This window comes from Mycobacterium sp. ZZG (genome assembly GCF_054786995.1).
Genome location: NZ_JBTBFV010000064.1, coordinates 1 through 22,361 on the forward strand (window position 1 = coordinate 1; position 22,361 = coordinate 22,361).

19 protein-coding genes and 2 pseudogenes are annotated in these 22,361 nt (G+C 67.0%); 9 read left to right on the forward strand and 12 right to left on the reverse strand.

Annotated elements, in window-relative coordinates; genetic code table 11:
• Together ACXMYJ_RS24665 and ACXMYJ_RS24670 are read left to right on the forward strand one after the other, a co-directional pair.
• Positions 1 to 215 (forward strand): annotated as a pseudogene (locus ACXMYJ_RS24665) (IS630 family transposase); the annotation flags it as partial.
• A pseudogene (locus ACXMYJ_RS24670) lies at positions 212 to 568 on the forward strand (AMP-binding enzyme); the annotation flags it as partial. The pseudogenes ACXMYJ_RS24665 and ACXMYJ_RS24670, both read left to right, overlap by 4 nt.
• Before the next feature lie 4 nt (positions 569 to 572).
• On the opposite strand, the gene ACXMYJ_RS24675 reads toward ACXMYJ_RS24670, so the two are convergent.
• From ACXMYJ_RS24675 to fabG, 5 genes are all read right to left on the reverse strand, one after another.
• Complete coding sequence (locus tag ACXMYJ_RS24675) at positions 573 to 1,757, reverse strand: CaiB/BaiF CoA transferase family protein (RefSeq protein ID WP_460359100.1); 1,185 nt, start codon at positions 1,755 to 1,757, stop codon at positions 573 to 575.
• A 79-nt stretch (positions 1,758 to 1,836) separates the two neighbouring features.
• Positions 1,837 to 2,505, reverse strand: a complete 669-nt coding sequence (locus ACXMYJ_RS24680) for a GntR family transcriptional regulator (RefSeq protein ID WP_260751242.1) — start codon at positions 2,503 to 2,505, stop codon at positions 1,837 to 1,839.
• A gap of 5 nt (positions 2,506 to 2,510) precedes the next feature.
• On the reverse strand, positions 2,511 to 3,704 hold the full coding sequence (locus ACXMYJ_RS24685; RefSeq protein WP_460359101.1) for an acyl-CoA dehydrogenase family protein: 1,194 nt from the start codon (positions 3,702 to 3,704) through the stop codon (positions 2,511 to 2,513).
• Positions 3,701 to 4,915, reverse strand: coding sequence for an acetyl-CoA C-acetyltransferase (locus tag ACXMYJ_RS24690; RefSeq protein WP_460359102.1), 1,215 nt, complete (start codon positions 4,913 to 4,915; stop codon positions 3,701 to 3,703). Before ACXMYJ_RS24690 ends, ACXMYJ_RS24685 begins: the two co-directional genes overlap by 4 nt.
• Positions 4,915 to 5,718 carry a 3-oxoacyl-ACP reductase FabG gene (fabG, locus tag ACXMYJ_RS24695; RefSeq protein WP_460359103.1) on the reverse strand — a complete coding sequence of 268 codons (804 nt, stop codon included), beginning with the start codon at positions 5,716 to 5,718 and terminating at the stop codon, positions 4,915 to 4,917. Before fabG ends, ACXMYJ_RS24690 begins: the two co-directional genes overlap by 1 nt.
• Before the next feature lie 102 nt (positions 5,719 to 5,820).
• On the opposite strand from fabG, the gene ACXMYJ_RS24700 reads away from it, so the two are divergent.
• The gene (locus tag ACXMYJ_RS24700; protein WP_260751238.1) at positions 5,821 to 6,999 is read left to right on the forward strand and encodes an acyl-CoA dehydrogenase family protein; all 1,179 of its coding nucleotides are present in this window, start codon (positions 5,821 to 5,823) and stop codon (positions 6,997 to 6,999) included.
• Between the two features lie 26 nt (positions 7,000 to 7,025).
• Positions 7,026 to 7,847, forward strand: coding sequence for a mycofactocin-coupled SDR family oxidoreductase (locus ACXMYJ_RS24705; protein ID WP_260758018.1), 822 nt, complete (start codon positions 7,026 to 7,028; stop codon positions 7,845 to 7,847).
• Here ACXMYJ_RS24705 and ACXMYJ_RS24710 read toward each other — a convergent pair.
• The 3 genes from ACXMYJ_RS24710 to ACXMYJ_RS24720 form a co-directional block, all read right to left on the reverse strand.
• Positions 7,818 to 8,726, reverse strand: coding sequence for an alpha/beta hydrolase (locus ACXMYJ_RS24710; RefSeq protein ID WP_260751237.1), 909 nt, complete (start codon positions 8,724 to 8,726; stop codon positions 7,818 to 7,820). The genes ACXMYJ_RS24705 and ACXMYJ_RS24710 overlap by 30 nt on opposite strands.
• Positions 8,723 to 10,063: a flavin-containing monooxygenase gene (locus ACXMYJ_RS24715; protein WP_460359104.1), complete on the reverse strand. Its 1,341-nt coding sequence runs from the start codon at positions 10,061 to 10,063 to the stop codon at positions 8,723 to 8,725. Before ACXMYJ_RS24715 ends, ACXMYJ_RS24710 begins: the two co-directional genes overlap by 4 nt.
• Before the next feature lie 97 nt (positions 10,064 to 10,160).
• Positions 10,161 to 10,613, reverse strand: a complete 453-nt coding sequence (locus tag ACXMYJ_RS24720) for a MaoC family dehydratase (RefSeq protein WP_260751235.1) — start codon at positions 10,611 to 10,613, stop codon at positions 10,161 to 10,163.
• A 607-nt stretch (positions 10,614 to 11,220) separates the two neighbouring features.
• Between ACXMYJ_RS24720 and ACXMYJ_RS24725 the strand changes: the two genes are divergently transcribed.
• From ACXMYJ_RS24725 to ACXMYJ_RS24735, 3 genes are read left to right on the forward strand one after another with little or no spacing between them, the layout of a single operon-like run.
• Positions 11,221 to 11,970, forward strand: a complete 750-nt coding sequence (locus tag ACXMYJ_RS24725; RefSeq protein ID WP_443188632.1) for a hypothetical protein — start codon at positions 11,221 to 11,223, stop codon at positions 11,968 to 11,970.
• Positions 11,967 to 14,141, forward strand: coding sequence for an Rv1355c family protein (locus ACXMYJ_RS24730; protein ID WP_460359105.1), 2,175 nt, complete (start codon positions 11,967 to 11,969; stop codon positions 14,139 to 14,141). The genes ACXMYJ_RS24725 and ACXMYJ_RS24730 overlap by 4 nt, the downstream gene beginning before the upstream one ends.
• Before the next feature lie 7 nt (positions 14,142 to 14,148).
• Complete coding sequence (locus tag ACXMYJ_RS24735) at positions 14,149 to 16,002, forward strand: putative bifunctional diguanylate cyclase/phosphodiesterase (RefSeq protein ID WP_460359106.1); 1,854 nt, start codon at positions 14,149 to 14,151, stop codon at positions 16,000 to 16,002.
• Here ACXMYJ_RS24735 and ACXMYJ_RS24740 read toward each other — a convergent pair.
• Positions 15,999 to 16,838: a hypothetical protein gene (locus ACXMYJ_RS24740; protein ID WP_460359107.1), complete on the reverse strand. Its 840-nt coding sequence runs from the start codon at positions 16,836 to 16,838 to the stop codon at positions 15,999 to 16,001. The two genes, ACXMYJ_RS24735 and ACXMYJ_RS24740, sit on opposite strands and share 4 nt — an antisense overlap.
• A gap of 330 nt (positions 16,839 to 17,168) precedes the next feature.
• On the opposite strand from ACXMYJ_RS24740, the gene ACXMYJ_RS24745 reads away from it, so the two are divergent.
• Both ACXMYJ_RS24745 and ACXMYJ_RS24750 read left to right on the forward strand, forming a co-directional pair.
• The gene (locus tag ACXMYJ_RS24745; RefSeq protein WP_260751230.1) at positions 17,169 to 18,401 is read left to right on the forward strand and encodes an acyl-CoA dehydrogenase family protein; all 1,233 of its coding nucleotides are present in this window, start codon (positions 17,169 to 17,171) and stop codon (positions 18,399 to 18,401) included.
• Positions 18,402 to 19,544, forward strand: coding sequence for an acyl-CoA dehydrogenase family protein (locus tag ACXMYJ_RS24750; protein WP_460359108.1), 1,143 nt, complete (start codon positions 18,402 to 18,404; stop codon positions 19,542 to 19,544).
• A 77-nt stretch (positions 19,545 to 19,621) separates the two neighbouring features.
• Here ACXMYJ_RS24750 and ACXMYJ_RS24755 read toward each other — a convergent pair whose 3' ends face one another.
• From ACXMYJ_RS24755 to ACXMYJ_RS24765, 3 genes are all read right to left on the reverse strand, one after another.
• A complete protein-coding gene (locus tag ACXMYJ_RS24755) occupies positions 19,622 to 20,506 on the reverse strand; it encodes a universal stress protein (RefSeq protein WP_443188626.1) in 885 nt (294 codons plus the stop codon).
• Between the two features lie 134 nt (positions 20,507 to 20,640).
• Positions 20,641 to 21,753 carry a DUF1214 domain-containing protein gene (locus ACXMYJ_RS24760; RefSeq protein ID WP_460359109.1) on the reverse strand — a complete coding sequence of 371 codons (1,113 nt, stop codon included), beginning with the start codon at positions 21,751 to 21,753 and terminating at the stop codon, positions 20,641 to 20,643.
• A complete protein-coding gene (locus tag ACXMYJ_RS24765) occupies positions 21,750 to 22,262 on the reverse strand; it encodes a TetR/AcrR family transcriptional regulator (RefSeq protein ID WP_460359110.1) in 513 nt (170 codons plus the stop codon). The genes ACXMYJ_RS24760 and ACXMYJ_RS24765 overlap by 4 nt, the downstream gene beginning before the upstream one ends.
• Positions 22,263 to 22,361 lie beyond the last annotated feature (99 nt).

The following is a 22,361-nucleotide window of genomic DNA, read 5'->3' on the forward strand; positions in this document are numbered from 1 at the left end:
GGCTCAATCTCGTCGAGCGCTGGTTTGCCGAGCTGACCACCAAGAAACTGCGCCGCTCCACTCACACCTCGGTGCGGCAACTCAACGCCGATATCCGTGCCTGGATCGACACCTGGAACGACAACCCCAAGCCTTACGTCTGGACTAAGACCGCCGACCAGATCCTGGCAAGCATCGCCAACTACTGCAACCGAATTAATGACTCAGGACACTAGGCCGTTTCGACGCCGACGGGTTCCTGTACTACCACGGCCGTTCCGACGACATGTTCAAGGTGCGCGGGGCCACGGTGTATCCGTCCGAGGTCGAGCAGGCGCTACGGGCACTCGACGGGGTCGGGATGGCCTTCGTGACCGATGTGCCGGGTCCCGACGGCAACCGCGTGGCCGCCGCCATCGTAGGTGACCCGCACCTCACCGTCGAGAGCCTTCATTCGGCGGCCCGCGAGGTGCTGAGCAGTTTCAAGGTACCGACCGTGTGGAGGCTGCTCGACGAGGACGACGTACCGCGGGGGGCCACCGGCAAGATCGATGTGGCCCGGCTGCGCGCGCTGCTCGCACAGTCCTGAGCGATCAGACCACCTGCTGCTCCCGGAGCTGGGCGACCTGCTCGGCGCCGTATCCGATCTCGAGGAGAATCTCGTCGGTGTGCTCGCCGAGCAGCGGTGCGCGGCTGCGGATCTCACCCGGGGTGGCTGACAGCCGAAACGGGGTCTCGATGATCGGGACGTCTCGCGGCGCGCCGGGGAACGGGACCCGCTGCAAGTGCCCCATGGCCCGCACGTGCGGGTCGTCGAGCACCTCCTGCGTCGAGTGCATCGGCGCGGCGGGAAGTTTGGCGGCCTCCAGCAGTTCGAGCACTTCGGCCTTGGTCTTGTCGGCACACCACCGCGCCATGATGTCGTTGAGCACGTCACCGTGCTGCCACCGCAGGTCGTCGTCGGCGAAGCGCGGATCCTCGAACAGCCCGGGCCGGCCCACCAGATCACACCAGCGCTTGAACATCGACGGACCGGCGATCTGCAGCAGCACCCACCCGTCGTCCCGTGTGCGGTACAGGTCGCAGGGCGCCACCGAGGCGCCCTGATTGCCCATGCGTGGCTTGTCGGCGCCGAGCAGGTCGCGTTCGATCAGGAACGCGTTGGACAGCATCAGCGCAGTGGGCAGCAGCGCGCCCTCGACGTGCTGGCCCTCGCCGGTGCGGTCACGATGAAACAGAGCCATCATCACACCGATCGTCAAGGTCAGCGCAGTGCCGAAATCGGCGTACGGCACGACTGTCCGTATCGGCAAGTCAGGCAGGCCCTGCCGGTACACCGCACCCGACATCACCTGTCCCGCGCCGTCGAAGCCGATGCGCTCGCTATAGGGGCCGCCCTCGCCGTACGCGGTCGCGCTGGCGAGGATGATGTCGGGCTTGACGGCTCGCAGGGTGTCGTAGTCCAGACCGCTGGTCCGCATCCCCCCGGCGGGCATGTTGGCGACCACGATGTCGGCGTCGGCGACCAGTCTGCGGGTGATCTCCTTGCCCTCGTCGGTGGTGGAATCCAAGGTCAGCGAACGCTTGTTGCGATTGCACTGCAGGAATGTGCCGCCCTCGCCGCCGGCGGTGACCGACTGCACCCACCGGTCTTCGCCGCCCTCGCGCTTTTCCACCCTGATGACGTCGGCGCCCATGTCCGCCAGCAGCGCAGAACACCACGGCGCCGCGATGAAGCGGCCGTAGTCCAGTACGCGGATGCCGTCGAGAACCCCCATGCCTACCTCCCTCTGCGCGAGCAGACACAAACTCGCACGATTCAGCGCATCAGCGTGCGAGTTTGTGTCTGCTCGCGCATCATCCGATCACGCCGCGCTTGGTGAGATGGTCGATCAGCGGACCTGCCGCGGCGCACAGGTGTTCCGACATCGCCGCGCGCGCGGCCTCACCGTCGCGTGCCTTCAACGCCGCGAGCAGCGCGCGGTGGTCGCGCATCGACTGCGCCGGCCACCCCTGGACGGTCGGATACACCGATTCCAGCGCGAATCTGGTGATCTGTCCCATCAGCTGGGCGAGCTTGGGTGAGCCCGCCGTGAGGTTGACGCCGCGGTGGAACTCGTGGTTGAGCCGCACCGCGGCTTCATGATCGTCGGCGTGGTAGGCCGCCTCCAGCTGGTCCTGCACCCGACCGAGTGCCAGCAGCTGCTCGTCGGTGATGAGTTCGGCGGCGCGACTGGCCAGCACCCCGCCGATGTGGGCCTGCACGTCGGCCACGTCGGCGATGTCGCGGCGGGTGATGGGCAGCACGAGGAATCCGCGCCGGGGCAACTGTGTCAGGAGTCCCTCGGCGCTCAGGCCGAACAGGGCCTCACGCACCGGGGTGACGCTGATCCCGAGTTCGTCGGCCAGCTGCTCCAGGCGGATGTACTGTCCGGCCGGATACGTCCCCTCGAAGATGCGGCGCCGCACGAAACGCGCCACGTCCTCGGCGAGCTGCGGCCTCGCCGCGAAGTCCGGAATGCTCACGCCTGTCAGATCCGGTAGTCCGCCAGCAGCCGCTTGCTGATGATGTTCTTCTGGATCTCGCTGGTGCCCTCACCGATCAGCAGGAAGGGTGCGTCACGCATCAGCCGTTCGATCTCGTATTCCTTGGAGTAGCCGTAGCCGCCGTGGATGCGGAAGCTCTGCTGGGTGACCTCGGCGCACACCTCGCTGGCGAAGTACTTGGCCATGCCCGCGGCCACGTCGTTGCGCTCACCGGAGTCTTTGAGCCGTGCCGCGTTGACCATCATCAGGTGGGCGGCCTCGACTTTGGTCGCCATCTCGGCCAGCTGGAAGGCGATCGCCTGATGTTCGGCGATCGGTTTGCCGAAGGTGTGACGCTGCTGGGCGTAGCGAGTGGCCAGCTCGAACGCCCGGATACCGACCCCGCACGCCCGGGCGGAGACGTTGACGCGTCCGACCTCGACGCCGTCCATCATCTGGAAGAAGCCCTGACCGGGGGCCTCGCCGAGAATGTCGGACGCCTGGGCACGGTAACCGTCGAAGATCAGCTCAGTGGTGTCGATGCCCTTGTAGCCCAGCTTGTCGAGCTTGCCGGGGATGGTCAGTCCGGGCACGACTTCCCCGACCCCCGTGGGCTTTTCGATCAGGAACGCGGTCAGGTTGCGGTGCGGCTTGTCGGCGCCCTCATCGGTGCGGACCAGCGCGGCGACCAGGGTCGAACTGCCCCCGTTGGTGAGCCACATCTTCTGTCCGTCGATGGTGTAGGTGCCGTCGCCGTTGTCCCTGGCCCGTGTCCGGATGGCCGCCACGTCAGAGCCGAGCTCCGGTTCCGACATCGAGAACGCCCCCCGGGTCTCCCCGGTGGCCATCCGCGGCAGGAAGTGGCCCTTCTGCGCATCGGTGCCGTGCTGGCGGACCATGTAGGCCACGATGAAGTGGGTGTTGATCACCCCCGACACGCTCATCCAGCCGCGCGCCAGTTCTTCGACGCACAACGCGTAGGTCAGCAGTGACTCCCCCAGCCCGCCGTATTCCTCGGGGATCATCAGCCCGAACAGACCCATCTCCTTCATGGCGTCGACGATCGCCTGGGGGTAGGTGTCGGAGTGCTCGAGCTCCTGCGCGGTCGGGATGACCTCTTTGTCGACGAATTGCCTTACCGTCGCGACGATCTCAGTCTGGAACTCGGTGAGCCCCAGCGTCTGCGCCAGTCTGGTCACGATGCCACCCTTTCGAAGACCGCGGCCAGACCCTGTCCGCCGCCGATGCACATCGTCTCAAGGCCGTAGCGGCCGTCCCGGCGATGCAGTTCCCGTGCCAGTGTCGCCAGCATGCGGCCCCCGGTGGCCCCGACCGGATGTCCCAGGGAGATGCCCGAGCCGTGGACGTTGGTGCGTTCCAGGTCTGCCGGCGTGAATTTCCAAGCGCGCATACAGGCCAGGGCCTGGGCGGCGAACGCCTCGTTGAGCTCGATCAGATCCATATCGGACAGCGCCAACCCGGCTTTCGCCAGCGCGACCTCGCTCGCCGGGACCGGCCCGATGCCCATGACGTCGGGCGCGACCCCGGCCACACCCCACGACACCAACCGCACCAACGGGCGCAGACCCAGATCGGCGGCCTTCTCGGGCGTGGTGACCAGACACATCGAGGCGGCGTCATTCTGGCCGCTGGAGTTGCCGGCCGTCACCGTGGCATCCGAATCCGATTTGGCGAGAACAGGTTTGAGCTTGGCCAAGGACTCCAGCGAGGTGTCCGCCCGCGGATGCTCATCGGTGTCGACGACCTGTGTCCCCGACCGGGTGGTCACCGTCACGGGGATGATGGTCTCGGCGAGCAGTCCGTCTTTTTGTGCGGTGACGGCCCGCCGGTGCGACAGCACGGCCAGCTCGTCCTGCTCCTCGCGTGGGATGCCGTATTCGCGGCGCAGGTTCTCCGCGGTTTCGAGCATGCCGCCCGGGACCGGGTAGTTCTTCCCGCCGGCGGTGGTGCGCCCGCGGGCCAGCGCGTCGTGCACGGTGATGCCGTTTTTCGCGCCGCCCCACCGCATGTCGGTCGAGTGGAACACCACGTTGCTCATCGACTCGGCACCGCCGGCGATGACGAGATCGTTGTTGCCGCTTGCCACTTGCAGGGCCGCCTGGATCACGGCCTGCAGTCCGGATCCGCACCTGCGGTCGATCTGCATACCCGGCACCGTCACCGGCAGTCCGGCGTCCAGCGCGATAACCCGGCCTATTGCCGGCGCCTCCATGCTCGGATAGCAGTGCCCGACCACGACGTCCTCGACGGTCTCCGGCGCGACGCCGGTGCGGGCGAGCAGCCCCCGCACCGCGGTCACGCCGAGTTCGACGGCGGTCAGCGACCTGAACATCCCGTTGTAGCGCCCGATCGGGGTGCGCACGGGCTCGCAGATCACCGCTTCACGCATCACAGATGCCGTCCGCCCGTGACCTCCAGGACTGTGCCGGTCATGTACGACGACAGGTTCGAGGCCAGGAACAACGCGACGTTCGCGACCTCTTCGGGCTCGCCGGCGCGGCCCAGTGGAACCTCGGCCACCTTGGAGTCCCAGATACGTTGCGGCATGGCTTCTGTCATCGCCGACCGGATGAGTCCCGGCTGGATGGCGTTGACCCGCACCCCGAGGTAGGCCAGTTCCTTGGACGCGGCTTTGGTCATCCCGACGATGCCGGCCTTGGCCGCCGAGTAGTTGGTCTGGCCGACCATACCGACCTTGCCGGAGATCGACGACATGTTGACGATGGCGCCGCGCTTCTGCTCCCGCATCACCGCCGCTGCGGCGCGAAGACCGTTCCAGGTGCCTTTCAGATGGACGGCGATGACCTGGTCGAACTGCTCTTCGGTCATCTTGCGCATCGTCGCGTCACGGGTGATGCCGGCGTTGTTGACCATGACGTCCAAGGCGCCGAACTCGTCCACCGCGGCGGCGACCAGCGCTTCGACTTCGCCGGAGTCGGTGACATCGCAGCGCACCGCGCGTGCCACGTCGTCGCCGCCGAGCTTGTCGGCGGCCGCGCGGGTGGCGTCGATGTTCACGTCCCCGAGCACCACTCGGGCGCCTTCGTCGACGAAGCGCTGTGCGATCGCGAAGCCCAGCCCCTGAGCCCCACCGGTGACCACCGCGATTTGACCTGTCAGCAACGACACCTGTTCACCCGTCCTCACGCCTGCAGGGATCCGACCGGACCATACCGGCCGCCGGACCGTCATCATATTTCATATACGATATCGGCCGAACGCGCCCCTACCCTTGTTCCGAACCTTGCGCACCATCTCCGGGCCACCCCGGCCGGTTTCCCGAGGAGTACCCGAGTGACCACAGCCAGCCAGACGAGTGAAGTCAGCGACGAGGATTTCCAGCAGATCCTGGCAGCGACCCGCCAGTTCGTCCGTGACGCGGTGGTACCGCGCGAACAGGAGATCCTGACCGCCGATCAGGTGCCCGACGATCTGCGCGAGCAGGCGAAGTCCATGGGTCTGTTCGGCTACGCGATCCCGCAGGAGTGGGGCGGCCTCGGACTGGATCTCACCCAGGACGTCGAACTCGCGATGGAGCTCGGCTACACCTCGCTGGCACTGCGGTCGATGTTCGGCACCAACAACGGCATCGCCGGCCAGGTCCTCGTCGGTTACGGCACCGACGAGCAGAAGTCGACATGGCTGGAAGGGATCTCCTCGGGAGAGGTGGTCGCGTCGTTCGCGCTGACCGAGCCGGGTGCCGGCTCCAATCCCTCGGGCCTGCGGACCAAGGCGGTCCGCGACCGTGAAGACTGGATCATCAACGGCCAGAAGCGATTCATCACCAACGCTCCGAACGCCGACCTCTTCGTCACGTTCGCCAGGAGCAGGCCGGCCGACGACAAGGGCGCCGGGATCGCGGTTTTCCTGGTCCCAGCCGACGCCCCCGGGGTTGAGGTCGGCGCCAAGGACAAGAAGATGGGCCAAGAGGGTGCATGGACCGCAGACGTCAGCTTCACCGACGTGCGAGTCCCCGACACCGCGCTGGTGGGCGGTAGTGAGGACATCGGCTACCGGGCAGCGATGACGTCGCTGGCTCGCGGCCGCGTGCACATCGCCGCACTGGCGGTCGGGACGGCGCAGCGCGCACTCGACGAATCCGTGGCCTACGCGGCCACGGCAACCCAGGGCGGGACCGCGATCGGCGAATTCCAGCTGGTCCAGGCGATGCTCGCCGACCAGCAGACCGGGGTGATGGCAGGCCGCGCCCTGGTGCGGGACACGGCGCGGCAATGGGTCACCGGGGCCGACCGACGGATCGCGCCGTCGGCGGCGAAGCTGTTCTGCACCGAGATGGCAGGCAAGGTCGCCGACCTCGCGGTGCAGATCCATGGCGGCAGCGGGTATATGCGGGAGGTGCCGGTCGAACGGATCTACCGCGACGTCCGACTGCTCCGACTCTATGAGGGCACGAGCGAGATCCAGCGGCTCATCATCGGCGGCGGACTGGTGAAGGGAGCCAGGGCGAGATGACCGGAAGCCGCGTGCAGGAGGTGCACATGGGGGGACGACTTGAGGGACGCGTCGCATTCGTCACCGGTGCGGCGCGCGGTCAGGGCCGTGCGCACGCTGTCCGCATGGCCAGGGAAGGCGCCGACATCATCGCCGTGGACATCGCCGGGCCGCTGCCGCCCTGTGTCCCTTACGATCACGCCACCCCCGAGGACCTCGCCGAGACGGTGACGCTTGTTGAGGCGACGGGTCGGCGCATCCTGGCCGCTGCGGTGGACACCCGTGACGGCGACGAACTCAGGGCGACCGTCGAGAAGGGTGTCGCCGAACTCGGCAGGCTGGACGTCATCGTCGCCAACGCCGGAGTCACCGCACCTCAGGCGTGGGACGAGATCAGCGCCGAGGATTTCCGCGACGTGATGGACATCAACGTGACCGGCACGTGGAACACGGTGATGGCCGGCGCGCAGAAGATCATCGACGGGGGTCGCGGCGGTTCGATCATCCTGATCAGCTCGGCGGCAGGAATCAAGTTGCAGCCGTTCATGATCCATTACACGGCGAGCAAGCATGCGGTGACCGGGATGGCCCGTGCGTTCGCCGCTGAACTGGGCAGACACTCGATCCGGGTCAACAGCGTGCACCCGGGTCCGGTCCTGACCGACATGGGGACCGGTGACATGGTCTCCGCACTCGGCAAGGCGATGGAGACCAACCCGCAACTGTCGAACATGATGACGCCGTTCCTGCCGACGTGGGCGGTCGAGCCCGAGGACATCGCCGACGCGGTGTGCTGGCTGGCCAGCGACGAGGCCAAATTCGTGACGGCGAGCGCGATCTCAGTCGACCAGGGATCCACGCACTACTGAGAGCGACCTGGTCAAGAACGTCACCTGATCGGTGACGGTCTTGTCGAACCAGTCGTTGCCGGGCCAGACGTCGAAGTGATCACACGGATAGTGGTGCACCCGGGCTCTGCCGTGTGTGGCCGTGGTGGCGACCGCCGCCGCGGGCACGTACTGGTCGAAGTCGGCGATCTGCACGAGCAGCGGGCAGCGCAACTTTTTGGCCGCCGCGTTGGTGCGCACGCCGATCACCTCCAGGCCGACCGAGCTGTCGATCTCGTTGCGCCACGTCGGACCCGCCAGCGCTGTGTAGCTCTCATAGGCACCGTTCAGCGCCAGGGCGCCGGGCTCGCCCACCGGCGAGACCAGCGGCATCATCGTCGGCGCGCCACCGCGGCGCACGGTGACCCTGCTCTTGACTCCGGTGAGGGTCCATCGCAGCGACGTCAGCAGGTCGCGCGATGCGGCGGCGGCGCGGCTGACCGCCAGCCCGCTGGTCAGCGGTGTCAGCGAGACGACGGCGCCGATGTCGTCGCGCTCGGCGGCCACCCGCAGCACGTGTCCGCCGGAGAACGACGCGCCCCACAGCCCGACCCGGGTGGGGTCCACTCCGTCGAGCTTCTTGGCGGCCTCGACTGCGGCATGGTAGTCGTCGATCTGCCTGCGCACCGAGAGCGATTGGCGCGGAACACCGCCCGAGGCGCCGAAGCCGCGGTAGTCGAACGCGAGAACATCGATGCCTGCCGCGGCGAACCGCTGCGCGAACGGCGCCAGCCCGGAATCCTTGGTCCCGCCGAACCCGTGCGCCATCACGACCACCCGCCGCAGCGCACCGCCGGACGGGAAATGCCATGCACTGCAGGCGTCGGCACCGCTGCGGAAGCTGACCTCGGATCTGGTCACCGGGCCACCGCCGCCACACGCTGGGCGCGCTTGATACCCGCCGGGATCTCTCGTTTGAGCAGATCGTGTTCGTAGACGAAGTAGTCGACCTGCTGCGTGTGGCGCGGCCGGTCGGTGCAGTGGCCCGCGTGCAGCTGTTGATCGGCGTCGATGGTCCGCTCCATCTCGTCCGTCGTCGGCAGCGCGTAGCGGCCGACGGCGTACGCGGCCAGCAGCCGGGATTGGCATTCGACGAACGGAAACAAGGTGGGCACCGCCTGGGCGAAGCCGATGAAGACCACGTCGTCGATACCCGGCTTGAACATCCGCTTGTAGAGCCGGATGTAGTTGCCGGGAGCGCTGATGAAACCGGGGTCGAAGAACGGGAAGGTGATGTTGTACCCGGTGGCGTAGATGATGACGTCGAAGTCGGCACTGGTGCCGTCCACGAAGTGGACCGTGTGTCCGTCGAGCCGTGCGACGTTCGGCTTCGGTGTCACGTCGCCCGACCCCAGCCGCAGCGGGAGTTCCACCGACTGGGTGGGATGGGCCTCGAACAGCTTGTGGTCGGCAGGCGGGAGCCCGTACATCGTCGGGTCGGTGCCCAGCATCGGCGCCACCAGTTGGACCGCCTTGCGCTGCCACGACAGCGGCAGATGCGGTGAGGTGCGCCAGAAGGTGTCGCCGGGGCGCCCGGCGATGTACTTCGGCACGATCCACGCAGAGGACCGCGTCGAGAGCGTCACCTCGTTGCGCAGTGCCTTCGAGGACAGCTCGACGGTGATGTCGGCGGCACTGTTGCCGATGCCGACCACGAGGATGCGCTGTCCCGTCAGCTGCAGCGGCGTCGACGGATCGATGTAGGAGTGAGAGTGGATCGACTCACCGGCGAAGGAGCCGGGGAACTCCGGCAGCCGGGGATCCCAGTGATGACCGTTGGCCACCACCAGCAGGTCGAAGGTCCGTTCGGCGCCGGCCTGGTCGAGGATCCGCCATCCGCCGGCGTCCTCCCTGGCCGCGTGCACCACACCATTCCCGAACTCGATGTGCTCGAGCAGCCCGAACGAGGCGGCGTATGCGTCGAGGTATTCCTTGACCTGGGAATGGTGGGGGAACGACGGGTAGTTCTCGGGCATCGGGAAGTCGCGGAAGGACAACCGGTGCTTGGAGGTGTCGATGTGCAGCGACCGGTAGGCGCTGCTGTGTCCGTTCGGATTGCCGAAGGCCCAGTTACCCCCGATGCGGTCGCTCGTCTCGAACGTCGTGTAGCCGACGCCGTAGTCCTTGAGCATCTTGCCCGCGGTCAACCCGCTGATGCCCGCACCTATCACCGCGACTCTGGGGGCTTCTCGCTGCACGTCACTCCTCACGGCACACGGCGGACCGCACGTTTTTGACGTACGTCAGATTATTCTGACGCTTGTCTATCACGGAGTCCGCCGTGGCGTGGCGAAGTCAGCCGATGAAACGCACGATGGATTCGGCGACCGCGGCCGGCTTGTCCGAGCCCTCGATCTCCACTGTCGTGCTCAGCGTGGCCTGCACCGCGTTGTCGAGTTGCTTGACCGCGGTGATTTCAGCCCGCGCACGCAGCTTCGCGCCGACCCGCACCGGGGTGATGAAACGGACCTTGTTGTATCCGTAGTTGATGGCCATCGCGACGTTGTCCACGGAGTAGAGCTGATGGGTGAAATGCGGCAACAGTGACAGCGTCAGCAGACCGTGGGCGATGGCTCCACCGAAGGGACCGCTCGCCGCGCGTTCCGGATCGACGTGGATCCACTGGTGGTCCTCGGTGGCGTCAGCGAACAAGTTGACCCGGTCCTGGGTGATCTCAAGCCATTCGGTCGGGCCGAGCTGACTGCCTTCGGCGGCGACGAACTCGGCGAGATCCTTGAACTTCTTCACAGTTGTCTCCTTTGACCCGGGTGCCGACGGGAAACGACATCCGGTTGTGCCGCATGCGGGTTTACAGCACTCACAGTGCCATAGCACGACCACCCCGACCACGCGGTCGGCGCCGGACGCCCGCGTTGTGGTTGGCAGCGATCATTCGCCGATGTTGCACAACCACCGCTCAGCTAACAGATTGCATTCGCAACTTCGCTGCGGCGGCGACCCCCTTTTCACCGAGCGGTAACTTCCCGGTGAAACTGTGCCGGGCCGATTACGCGGACGGGCCCGCCAGTTAGCGGGCAGCGCCACGCATAACTGACCTGAGCGCTAAAAAGAGAGTTTGCGCAACTCCGCATGTCGGCAGCGTCCGAATTGTCACGGTGACACCCCCTCGGCCTGTCAAATTCGTCTTGCCAGTGGGGGGTCTGGGGTATGTCTTGTGAGGGCGTTTTTATGTCCAGAATTCGAAAAGGAGAAAATATTTGCCCGCTAACTAGAAATGGAGAGACCGGCGGCGACATACTTGGTGTCGCCGCATTAGCACCGACACCGGATCTGATAGTTGGCAGCCGGCGTCAGCGTTTTTCTGTATCGCCAACCCGCACCGATAGGAATAGCCATGTCAATTGCTTCTCTCGAATCCGTCCGCGCCGACGATTTCGAACTCGCGAGTAACCACAGCTGGTGGGACGCCGACGCGGAATGCACATTGGTGATGTCGCAGCCCCATCTCGACCCCGACCTGTGGATGGAGTACCTCCGCGGTGCGGAGCGCAGTTACCGCAAGCACGGGGTCGAGCGCGCACTGGATGTGGACGAGATCAGCGACGGACACGACACCGCGGTCTTCTGGGCAGCGTTGGACGTGACCGGACGCGTGATCGGCGGCGTGCGCGCCAAAGGCCCGCTGACCGGGGCCGACGACTCACACGCGGTCGTGGAGTGGGACGGGCAGCCGGGTCTGGCCGCGGTGCGCAAGATGATCGACGACCGCGCCCCGTTCGGCATCCTCGAGATGAAGTCGGCATTCGTGACCGACGATCCGGCCCGCAACAAAGGCGTGACGCGTGCGCTGGCACGCAGTGGTTTCCACGCGCTGGCGGCGATGGACCTCCAGTTCTGCATGGCCACCTCGGCGCCGCATGTGCTCGACAAGTGGCGCTCCTCGGGAGGAATAGTTGCGTCGATCCCCGCGACGCCCTACCCGGACCCCCGCTACCGCACCAAGATGATGTGGTGGGACCGCAGGACGTTCATCCGGCACGCGGAGCCCGCGCAGGTGTCGAAGATCCTCAACGAGATCAGGGCGATGGAGCGGTCGCGCGTCGTAACCGGCGGAATCGGATGGCCACGCGATAATGCGCTGTGAGCTTTGAGAGCTTCCGTGCGCAAACGGATGACGCCGAACCCGCCGGACAGCGCGATGCCGCAACCGCGGTGGTCCTCGATCCCGACGACACCGCCGACCAGGAGACCTTGCGGTCTCTACGTCAGGACCCGGCGATCATCTTCGTCGATCGCAGCGCACAGCAGGCCGACACGCTGGCCCGGCTGCTGCCGGCGCCGGAACCGGAGCTGACCGCCGAACCCCGGCGGTGGGTGCACTATCCGTGGCGGCGCACCGTGATCGGGATGCTGGGTCCGCGTTCCTACGCCCGCGTGCGCTCCGACCGCAACCGCAACCTGATCACCGCACAGGAGCAGGAGGCGCTCGCCGCGTTGCGCATCGGTGTGGTGGGCCTGAGCGTGGGCCACGCGGTCGCTCACACGCTGGCGATGCAGGGGCTGTGCGGCGAGCTTCGTCTGGCCGACTTCGATGAACTCGAGCTGTCCAATCTGAACCGGGTTCCGGCCACGGTGTTCGACATCGGCGTGAACAAGGCCATCATCGCCGCCCGCAGGATCGCCGAGGTGGATCCGTATATCACTGTACGGGTGATGGATTCGGGGCTGACGGCGGACACCGTCGCCGAATTCCTCGACGGCATCGACATCGTGGTCGAGGAGTGTGACTCGCTCGACGTGAAAGCGCTTGTCCGCGAAGCGGCACGCATCCGTCGGCAGCCGGTGTTGATGGCCACCAGCGACCGCGGCCTGATCGACGTCGAGAGATTCGATCTCGAACCGGAGCGACCGATCTTCCATGGGCTGCTCGGCGATGTCGACGCGTCGGCACTGGCCGGCCTCGACAGCCGGGACAAGATTCCGCACGTGCTGCGGATCATCGACGGCGCCAACCTGTCCTCGCGGGGTGCGGCCTCGCTGGTGGAGGTCGGCCAGAGCCTGTCGACCTGGCCTCAGCTCGTCGGCGATGTGCTCGTGGGTGCCGCGGCGGTCGCCGAGGCCGTGCGCAGAATCGGCCTCGGCGAGCCGCTCTCGTCGGGCCGGGTGCGTGTGGACACGGCAGCGGCCCTCGACGCTCTGACCGACCCGATGGACGCCGGGCCGCAACCCGAGTGGGAACCTCCGGCGCAGGACGACGAACAGATCCGGGACCCGGTGCAGGCGGTGGCCGTCGCGGCGAATCGTGCGCCGTCGGGAGGCAATGTGCAGCCCTGGCACATCGAGTCCGGTCACAACGTCGTCACGATCCGACTGGCCCCGGAATATCAGTCGACGATCGACGTCGGATTGCGCGGCAGCGCGGTGGCCGTCGGCGCCGCCGCGTTCAACGCCCGCGTCGCTGCCGCGGCGCACAAGATGATCGGTTCGGTGACCTACGTCGAGGGCGACGAACGTGCCCCACTGGCCGCCGTGATCGAACTCGTCGACGGCACCGACGACGATCTCGCGCCACTGTATCCGGCGCTCTCGGCGCGGGAGACCAACCGCAGACACGGAACGGGCGCGCCGGTGCCGCAGGAGGCGATGGACGCCCTGCACGCCGCGGCACGACGCGAGGGATCACGGCTGGAGGTTCTCGTCGATCGGGACGTGATCGACCGGATCGGCGTGCTGTTGGCCGAGACCGACCGCATTCGCTATCTGACGCCGCGCCTTCACGCCGACATGGCCTCGGAGCTGCGCTGGCCCGGCGACGATTTCCCAGATTCCGGAATCGATGTGCGGAGCCTGGAACTCGGCACGGCAGAGCTGGTCACCCTCGACATCCTGCGCCGTCCTGAGGTGATGTCGCTGCTGCACTCCTGGGATGCCGGAGCGGTGCTCGGCGCCGACACCCGGGTTCGTATCGCGAAAAGCTCCGCACTCGCGCTGATCATGACCGACGACCTGTCCCTGACCGGTTATGCCCGGGGTGGCTCCGCGGCCGAGTCCGTGTGGATCGCCGCTGCGCAGCACGGCCTTTCGGTGCAACCGATATCCCCGGCATTCCTCTATGCCCACCATCGCGACGAACTTGACGAGCTCTCACCGCTATTCGCACCCGAGCTCGCCGATCTGCAATCGCAGTTCCGTGGCCTGACGGGTGAGCGTCCCGGCGAGACCACCGTTCTGATCCTCAGACTCGCCTGTGCACCACCTGCATCGGTGCGCAGTCGGAGACGGCCCGTCACAAATACTGACGCGCCCGTATCCTGACTGCACGATGTCTGACAACGACACACTCCGCAGCCTCGACCTGGTGGTCACCTCGGTGGCCACCAAGTTGATGGCCGCCAACGCGGCGACCTCGGTCGAGGTGAGTCAGCGGGTACTGGCCGAACTCGTCGCCTATCTGGGTGTCGATGTCAGCTTTCTGCGCTACAACGACCACAAGATCGGTGCGTCACGGCTGATCGCGGAATGGCCGGTGCGCCCCGGAGTTCCCGACCCGGACCCGCTCGCGCTCGTCTATTTCGCCGACGCCGACCCGGTGTTCGCCCACTCCGAACACGGCAAGAAGCCGATGGTGTTCCGGCCCGAGCCGGCCACCGACGACTACCAGAAGCGCATCGAGGAGACCCGCGCCGTGCCGGCCACCTCGATGGCGGCGGCTCCCCTGGTCTCTGGTGAACTCACCACCGGTGTGCTCGGGTTCATCAAGTTCGGTGACCGCGAGTGGACCGCTGAGGAACTCAACGGGCTCGAAGCGATCGCGTCGCTGTTCGCTCAGGTCCAGGCGCGCGTGCAGGCCGAGGAGCAGCTCCGTTACCTGGCCGAACACGACGACCTGACCGGACTGCATAACCGCCGTGCGTTGCTCGCCCATCTCGACGAGCGCCTGGCAGTCGGCGCGCCAGGCCCGGTGTCAGCGCTGTTCTTCGACCTCGACCGTCTCAAGGCGATCAACGACTATCTCGGGCACACAGCAGGCGACTGGTTCATCCGGGTGCTGGCTGAGCGGCTGCGCCGGGGCGCGGACTGCCCGAACATGATCGCGCGGCTCGGCGGTGACGAATTCGTCCTCGTCCCCGGCGTACCGATGGACGCACAGGAGGCCGAAACCCTCGCGCACCGCCTGCAGTCGACGCTGCGGGAACGGGTCTCCATCGACGGCGAGATGCTCACGCGCACGGTGAGCATCGGTGTGGCTCAAGGTGTGCCGGGTCGTGACACCACATCGGATCTGCTCCGCAGGGCGGATCAGGCCGTGCTGACCGCCAAGAACTCGGGCGGCAACAAGATCGTCACCTTCACCGACGACATGTCGATGAAGAACGAGTTCGACAACGACATCGAGCTGCACCTGCAGAGCGTCATCGAAAACGGCGCGCTGCTGCTGCACTACCTGCCCGAGGTCGACATGCGGACCGGCGAGATCCTGGCCGCCGAGGCCCTGGTCCGCTGGCAGCATCCGACGCGTGGTCTGTTGTCCCCGGAGTCGTTCATCGGTGTCGCCGAGTCGATCAACCTCGCGGGCGAGCTGGGTCGCTGGGTGATGCGGGCGGCATGCGCGGATTTCGCGGCGTGGCGGGCCCGCGGCATCGGCCGGGACGCGGTGATGCGCATCAACGTCTCGCCGGTACAGCTGGTCACCGACGGCTTCGTGGACGCGGTCGCCGCGATCGTCGACGAGTTCGGACTCGACAAGGGATCCATCTGCCTGGAGATCACCGAGAGCGTCGTCGTCCAGGACATCGAGACCACGCGCGTCACCCTCAACGGTCTGCAGGAGGCCGGCGTGCGCATCGCGATCGACGACTTCGGCACCGGGTACAGCGCGCTGTCCCATCTGAAGTCGCTGCCGGTCGACACGCTCAAGATCGACAAGAGCTTCGTGCGCGAACTCGGTTCGGATCCGGGCGATCTGGCGATCGTGCGTGCGGTCATCGCGCTCGCCGAGGCGTTCGGCCTGGAACTGGTGGCCGAGGGCGTGGAGACGGAGGCCGCGGCGTTGACGCTGCTGCGCCACGGATGTCACCGGGCCCAGGGATTCTTACTGTCACGGCCGATTCCCGGCGCGGCAATGGAGACACTGCTGGCCAAGGGACGGATCCCGGTGAGCTTCGCCAAGTCCTAGTCGCTGACGTCCGAACCTGCGGTGTGCAGCGGAACCGCTTGAGCCACCGCGGGATCGGACGTCAGCAACTCCAGCCGTCCGAACCGGCTGGCTTCCTTACCGACCAGCGCGACCCGCAGCGCGACCCGTTCGGGCAGCCGCGGCGAGGCCGCCCCGCGGCCGGCGGCGCCGTCACCGCAGACCAGCACACCGTGGCGCGCCCGGACCGACAGGGCACCGTCGGCGGTGCGGAACACCGCTCCGGCCACCCGGCCGTCCTCGAACACCAACGCCTCGAAACCCTCGACGTGCTGCGCAGACACGCCACGGTCGTCGGCTTCATCGCTCAGCCAGCGGTGGACGGAACCGGCGGGGTCGTCGGGATCGGGTGTGGCGACGCCGAGCTCGGTGACCTTGAACATCTCGCCGTGCTGACCGGGCATCGTCGCCGAGGTCCAGTCCGTGACCTGGGTGTAGAGGTAGCCCGACGGCGACGGGATGCAGACCGCCGCCCAGTCACGCAGCCGCCACCCCTGAAACGGCGGCACGGTGCGCCCCCGCGTCGGCGCGGTCTCGGGCATCAGACGCACCGGCAGATCGGCGTCGCGCTGCCTCAGTGTGGCGAGGTCGAGGTCTTCGGTCAGCGCCGAGAAGTAATCGACGGTCGCCTCGTCGCCGACACGGGAGAAACGTCCGCGCAGCCCGAGTGGCTCGTCAGGCCGGCCGGGATCGGCAATGTCGGCGAGAAATACCTCGCCGTCGTGTTCCACCGTCGAAATGGCCACCGCCAAACCGGCCGAACCGGCTCCGACACACACCACGTCGACTTCGTGGTCCCAATCGTGCTCAATGCACAAAGTTATTCGCCTCAAATTTGCCATTGTCGAGTTTTATCGACCCGTTAAAGGCTAGAACATCGCGATATGGAGACCAAACGGATTTGGTTTCCCGGGTTGCCACAGCCGTGATGGGTCTTGAGGGGATTTGCCATCACAGGCTGTGGCAACGAACAAAAGCTACCATCCGGCGGTCGGTCACCTGCCGGTTCGGCGCTGTGGCGACCCCTCTGGCGGGCGTGATCGCGAACACAGTCATGGTCGCCACGCCCCCGATGCCCCCCCGGGGTACACCTCACTTAACTAACTAGGTTTACTGTGTCTCTGACGTCCGGCGGAGAGGAGACAGTGATGGACCTACAGTGGTCGCCGGTCGACCTGGCATTCCGCGACGAGGTGCGCGCATTCCTCGACGAGAGGCTCACGCCTGTGCTCCGTCGCGCGGGGCGCCTGATGACCAGCGTGTACGCCGATCACGACGCGAGCATGCAATGGCAGCAGATTCTGCACGAGCGCGGGTGGGCAGCGCCGGCGTGGCCCGTCGCCCACGGCGGGTGCGACTGGAGCCTGACCCAGCACTACATCTTCAGCCGGGAGTCCACACTCGCCGGCGCCCCGTCGCTCTCGCCGATGGGGATCAAGATGGTCGCCCACGCGATCATCAAGTTCGGAACCGACGAGCAAAAGAACTTCTTCTTGCCGCGCATACTGACCGGCGAGGTCTTCTTCTGCCAGGGGTACTCCGAGCCGGAGGCGGGTTCGGATCTGGCCGCGTTGTCGATGGCGGCCCGCGACGACGGTGATCACCTCGTATGCACCGGCAGCAAGATTTGGACCACTCACGCGCGGGAAGCCAACTGGATGTTCGCGCTGGTACGCACCACCCGATCGGACAAGAAGCAGCGCGGCATCACATTCCTGCTCGTCGACATGTCGACTCCCGGCATCGAGATCCGGCCGCTGGTGATGACCTCCGGTGAAGAGGTGCAGAACCAGGTGTTCTTCGACGAGGTGCGAGTGCCCAAGCGCAACGTCATCGGCCAGATCGACGACGGCTGGACGGTGGCCAAGTACCTGCTCGAATTCGAACGTGGCGGTGGTGCCACCGCACCGGCCCTACAGGTGATGGTCGAGGAGATCACCGTGGCGGCCGCCGATCAGCCCGGCCCGGCCGGAGGGCGGCTGCTCGACGACCCTGCTTTCGCGCGCAAGCTCGCCGAAGCGCGTATCCGGACCGAGGTGCTGGAGATCCTGGAGTACCAGGTGCTCGCGGTGGTGGCGCAAGGCGGCAACCCCGGCGCGAAGTCGTCGATGTTGAAGGTGCTGAGCACCGAGCTGAGCCAGGCGATCACCGAACTCGCCATGGAGGCTGCCGGACCGCGCGGGCGCGTCTACCAGCCGCATGGGACCTGCCCGGGCGGACCGATCGCCGAATTCGAGCCGCCCGCGGACGACTACATCAGCGGTGAGCCGTGGCAGGCCGTGGCCCCGTTGCGGTACTTCAACGACCGGGCCGGCTCGATCTACGCCGGCAGCAATGAGATTCAGCGCAACATCCTCGCCAAGGCTGCATTGGGGCTCTAAATGGACTTCACACTCAACGACGAACAGGAACTGCTGCGAGGGGGCCTGGCTCGGTTTCTCTCCACCCGCTACGACCTCGAAAAGAGCCGTACCGCGGCCAAGACCGGCCCGGGTTGGCAACCCGAGATCTGGCGCGCCCTCGCCGAGGAGCTCGGCATCCTGGGCGCGGCGCTGCCGGAAGAGGCCGGCGGGATCGGCGGCGGCCCGGTCGAGATGATGCTCATCGCCGAAGCGCTGGGACACGCCCTGGTGATCGAACCCTATGTCGACACCGCCGTCGTCGCCGCCGGACTGCTGCAGCGCGCCGGTGGGGACACCGCAGCGGCACTCGTCGACCAGATCGTCTCCGGCGCCGCCGTGGTGTCGCTGGCCGCCACCGAACCGACCTCCGGTGAACGCTGGCAGGATGTCAGCACGACCGCCCGCCGTGACGGTGACGGCTGGATCCTGTTCGGCGCGAAGATCGTCTCGACGAGCACACCGCTGGCCAGTCACGTGCTGGTCACCGCCAGGACGGCCGGCGAGCGCACCGACACTGACGGCATCTCGCTGTTCCTCGTCGAACTCGGCTCCGCCGCAACAGGTATCGATCTGCACCACTATCGCACGGTCGACGACCGCCGAGCGTCCGACATCGTGCTGGACGACCTCCGGCTGCCGGCCACCGCATTGTTGGGCCGGGAGGGCGGCGCGTGGCCGTCGCTCGCACTGGCCCGTGACGAGGGCGCCACCGCGGTCTGTGCGGAGGCGGTCGGCTGCATGCGCAAGGTGCTGGCCGACACCGTCGAATACTGCAAACAACGCCAACAGTTCGGGCAGCCCATCGGCAGTTTCCAGGTCCTCCAGCATCGGATGGTGGACATGTACATGGAGGTCGAACAGGCCGCTGCCGCAGCGTTGTTGGCGACTCTCAACCTCGACGCCGACGACGTCGCCCGGGCCAGGGCGGTGTCGGCGGCCAAGGTCACGGTGGGCCGCGCCGCCCGGTTCGTGGGACAGCAAGCCGTGCAGCTGCACGGCGGCATGGGCATGACCGAGGAGCTGGCGATCGGTCACTACTTCAAACGGCTCACCGCTGTGCAGTTCGAGTTCGGATCGACCGACCACCACGTCGCGCGCTACGCCGAGCTGACCTCGCGGTAGGCCGCCGGCCCGACCACCGGAACCAGGTCGGGCCCGCCGGGGCCGGCGAACGCACAACTACCGGAAGCGTTCTGCGCTCAGGACTTGCGGGCCACGATCACCGGTCCACGCGCCGACTGAACGACCTGAGATGCCACCGAGCCCAACAGCATCCCGGCGAAGCCGCCGCGGCCGTGACTTCCGACGACCAGGAGCTGGCCCTTGTCGGCTTCTTCCAGCAACCGTCGGGCCGGCTGGTCCCGGCACACCACGCGCCGGACGGTGACGTCGGGGTAGCGTTCCTGCCATCCGGCCAGCCGCTCGGCCAGCAGCATGTCCTCCTCGGGTTGCACCTCCGACCACCCGGCGCCCGGCAGTTCGTAACCGGCGTCGCTCCAGGTGTGCAACGCGACGAGTTCGACCCCGCGCCGTGACGCCTCGTCGAATGCGATCGCGGTGGCCCGCTCGGACGCCGGGGAACCGTCCACCCCGACCACCACCGGCGCCTGGGCGGGATGCGGGATCAGCGGGTCCTCGTCGTGGATCACCGCGACAGGGCAGTGCGCGTGCTGCACGAGACCGGTACTGACCGAACCCAGCAGCCGGCGTTCCCACTTGCCTTTGCCCCTGCAGCCGGCGACCAGCATGTCGGCCTCTTTGGCCACATCGACCAGTGCGGCGACGGGCTGACCCGACAGCACCACCTCACCGACGTCCACGGCGTCACCGGCCATGGCGGCTTCGGCGACCGAACGCGCATCGGCGAGAATCCGGCGCGCCTCCTCCTGCTCATCCTCCAGGTAGGCCATCGGCAGTGGAGCCTGGATCCACGACTGCACGGCAGCGCCGGGAAGGACATGCGCCAACGTCAACGGCACCCGGCGCATGGCGGCGTTGCGCGCAGCCCAGTCGACCGCGACGCGCGATGGTGCCGAGCCGTCGACCGCGACGACGATGCCGTTGAGTGCTACCGGGGTGGACATCAGGTGTGCCTCCTCCACTTAGGCCGACGGCGCCGGTGCCGTCTGACACCACGACGCTATCGTCACGGCTCGAGGTACGTCAGTGGAAAGCCGTCATCATGCGATGGGACCAAAGTCCTTCGCGGGAAATGCGCTCAGCTGACCGACGTCGGGGCATCGGCGATCTTCACCAGCGACACACGCGGGCGGGCCGGCACCTCGTCGGCCAGGAACCAGCGGAAGGCGAGGTTGCCGCGCGGATAATCCAGCGTGGTCAGCGCGTTCGGATGATCCGTCATCCCCCGGGACACCACAACGGTGACGGTTCCGTCGCTGTCGGGTACCGCTGTCACACCGTTGACCGAGCTGCGCGCGTCGGGCACGCCGGGCACCGCCATGAACTGGTTCCACACCACCAGATTCCAGAATCGGCAGTCCGGAGGCCGATGGGTGATCACCAGCGCCTCGTCCTCAGCGAGGTCGAAGCTGCCGTAGGAGTAGCACGCGTCACGCGCCGACCAGCCGAAGTTCGCGTCGGGCACCTGGTAGGGATCGGCGAAATCATTGGCGGCCATTGCGGTTTCGTGGCCCAGCTGATGCTCGCCGGCACCTCTGACCCCTACCGTCAACGGAAGGATCGCGAACATGGTCCGCAGCCAGGCCGCGCTGGCTCGCAGCGCGGCCGCGGTTTCGGCCTCGCCGTGACGGAACGGGTCTGGCGGCTCGAGAGCCTCGATGTTCCAGGTGACGGGCCGGCCCACGAGCGGATCGGCTTGGTAGTCGCGTGTCATCAACACCGCGGCGTCGGGTTGGGGGCCGAAGTCGAAGGTGAAGTTGCCGTCGCCGTCGATGTCGAGGTCGTCGTCGCGCACGATCGCGACGATCCGGTCCGACCACGCCCCCGGCGCCGGCTCGTTGTAGGCAGTGACCGAAAAGTACACGCTGTCACCGCGATTGCCGCTGATACGGTAGCGCCGCCCGGGATCCACGGGGCACATGTAGTAGATGGCGTCGGTGTTGTCCCCACCCCAGCGCCGGTCCGGGCGCAACGGTGAGTTCACCTCCAGCCACCGGGGGCGGCTGCGGTCGGCGAACAGGTACGTGTCGAACGCGACCCCCAGGGTGGTCGCGATCATCCGGTAGCCGTCGGCGATGTGGCGATCGTCGGTGACGGCTTTCGGGCCGGTCATGAACGATTCGTCCAACTGCCGCAGGGTGTCCAGCAGCTCCCGCCACGCCGCTGTGGCCTCGTGGATGTCAGAGGTCATGCACTGATTCCTTTCGTGATCAGCTGCGCGGTCTGCTCGATCCACTCCGCGTCGACGTCGGTGCCGCGAGTGAGCAACGCCAGCAACGTCATTCCCGCGACGGCTTCGGCGAGTTGCGTGGCGGTGACGTCGCGGCGCACCTCGGACCGGTCGACGGCGGACTGCAGGAAGTCGTTCAGGCCGCGGACGAGGACGTCGGAGAATCGCTCCAGCAGCGCGGTGTGCAGCGTCGGATCGGAGGCCATCTCCCCCACCAGCCCGGGCAGCGCCGCGCGCGCGGCCGGAGTGCTCAACACCGCGAGCGTCCGCCTCAGCATCTCGCGCACGTCCCCGTCCAGCGATCCGGTGGCGGGAAGCTCAGTGGACGCATCGACCGGGAAGACGGCTTCGTGCACCAGGTGAGCCTTCCCCCGCCAGCGCCGGTAAATGGCCGGCTTGCTGGTGCCCGCGCGCGTCGCGATCGCGTCGAGGGACAGATCGGCGTAGGACGACTCACTGATCAGCTCCACGGTGGCGCGAAGCACCGCGTCGTCGATGCTGCGATCCGGGGGCGTCCCACCTCTGTCATCATTACGATACTGACAGTAACATATTGCTTTGTGACGGAC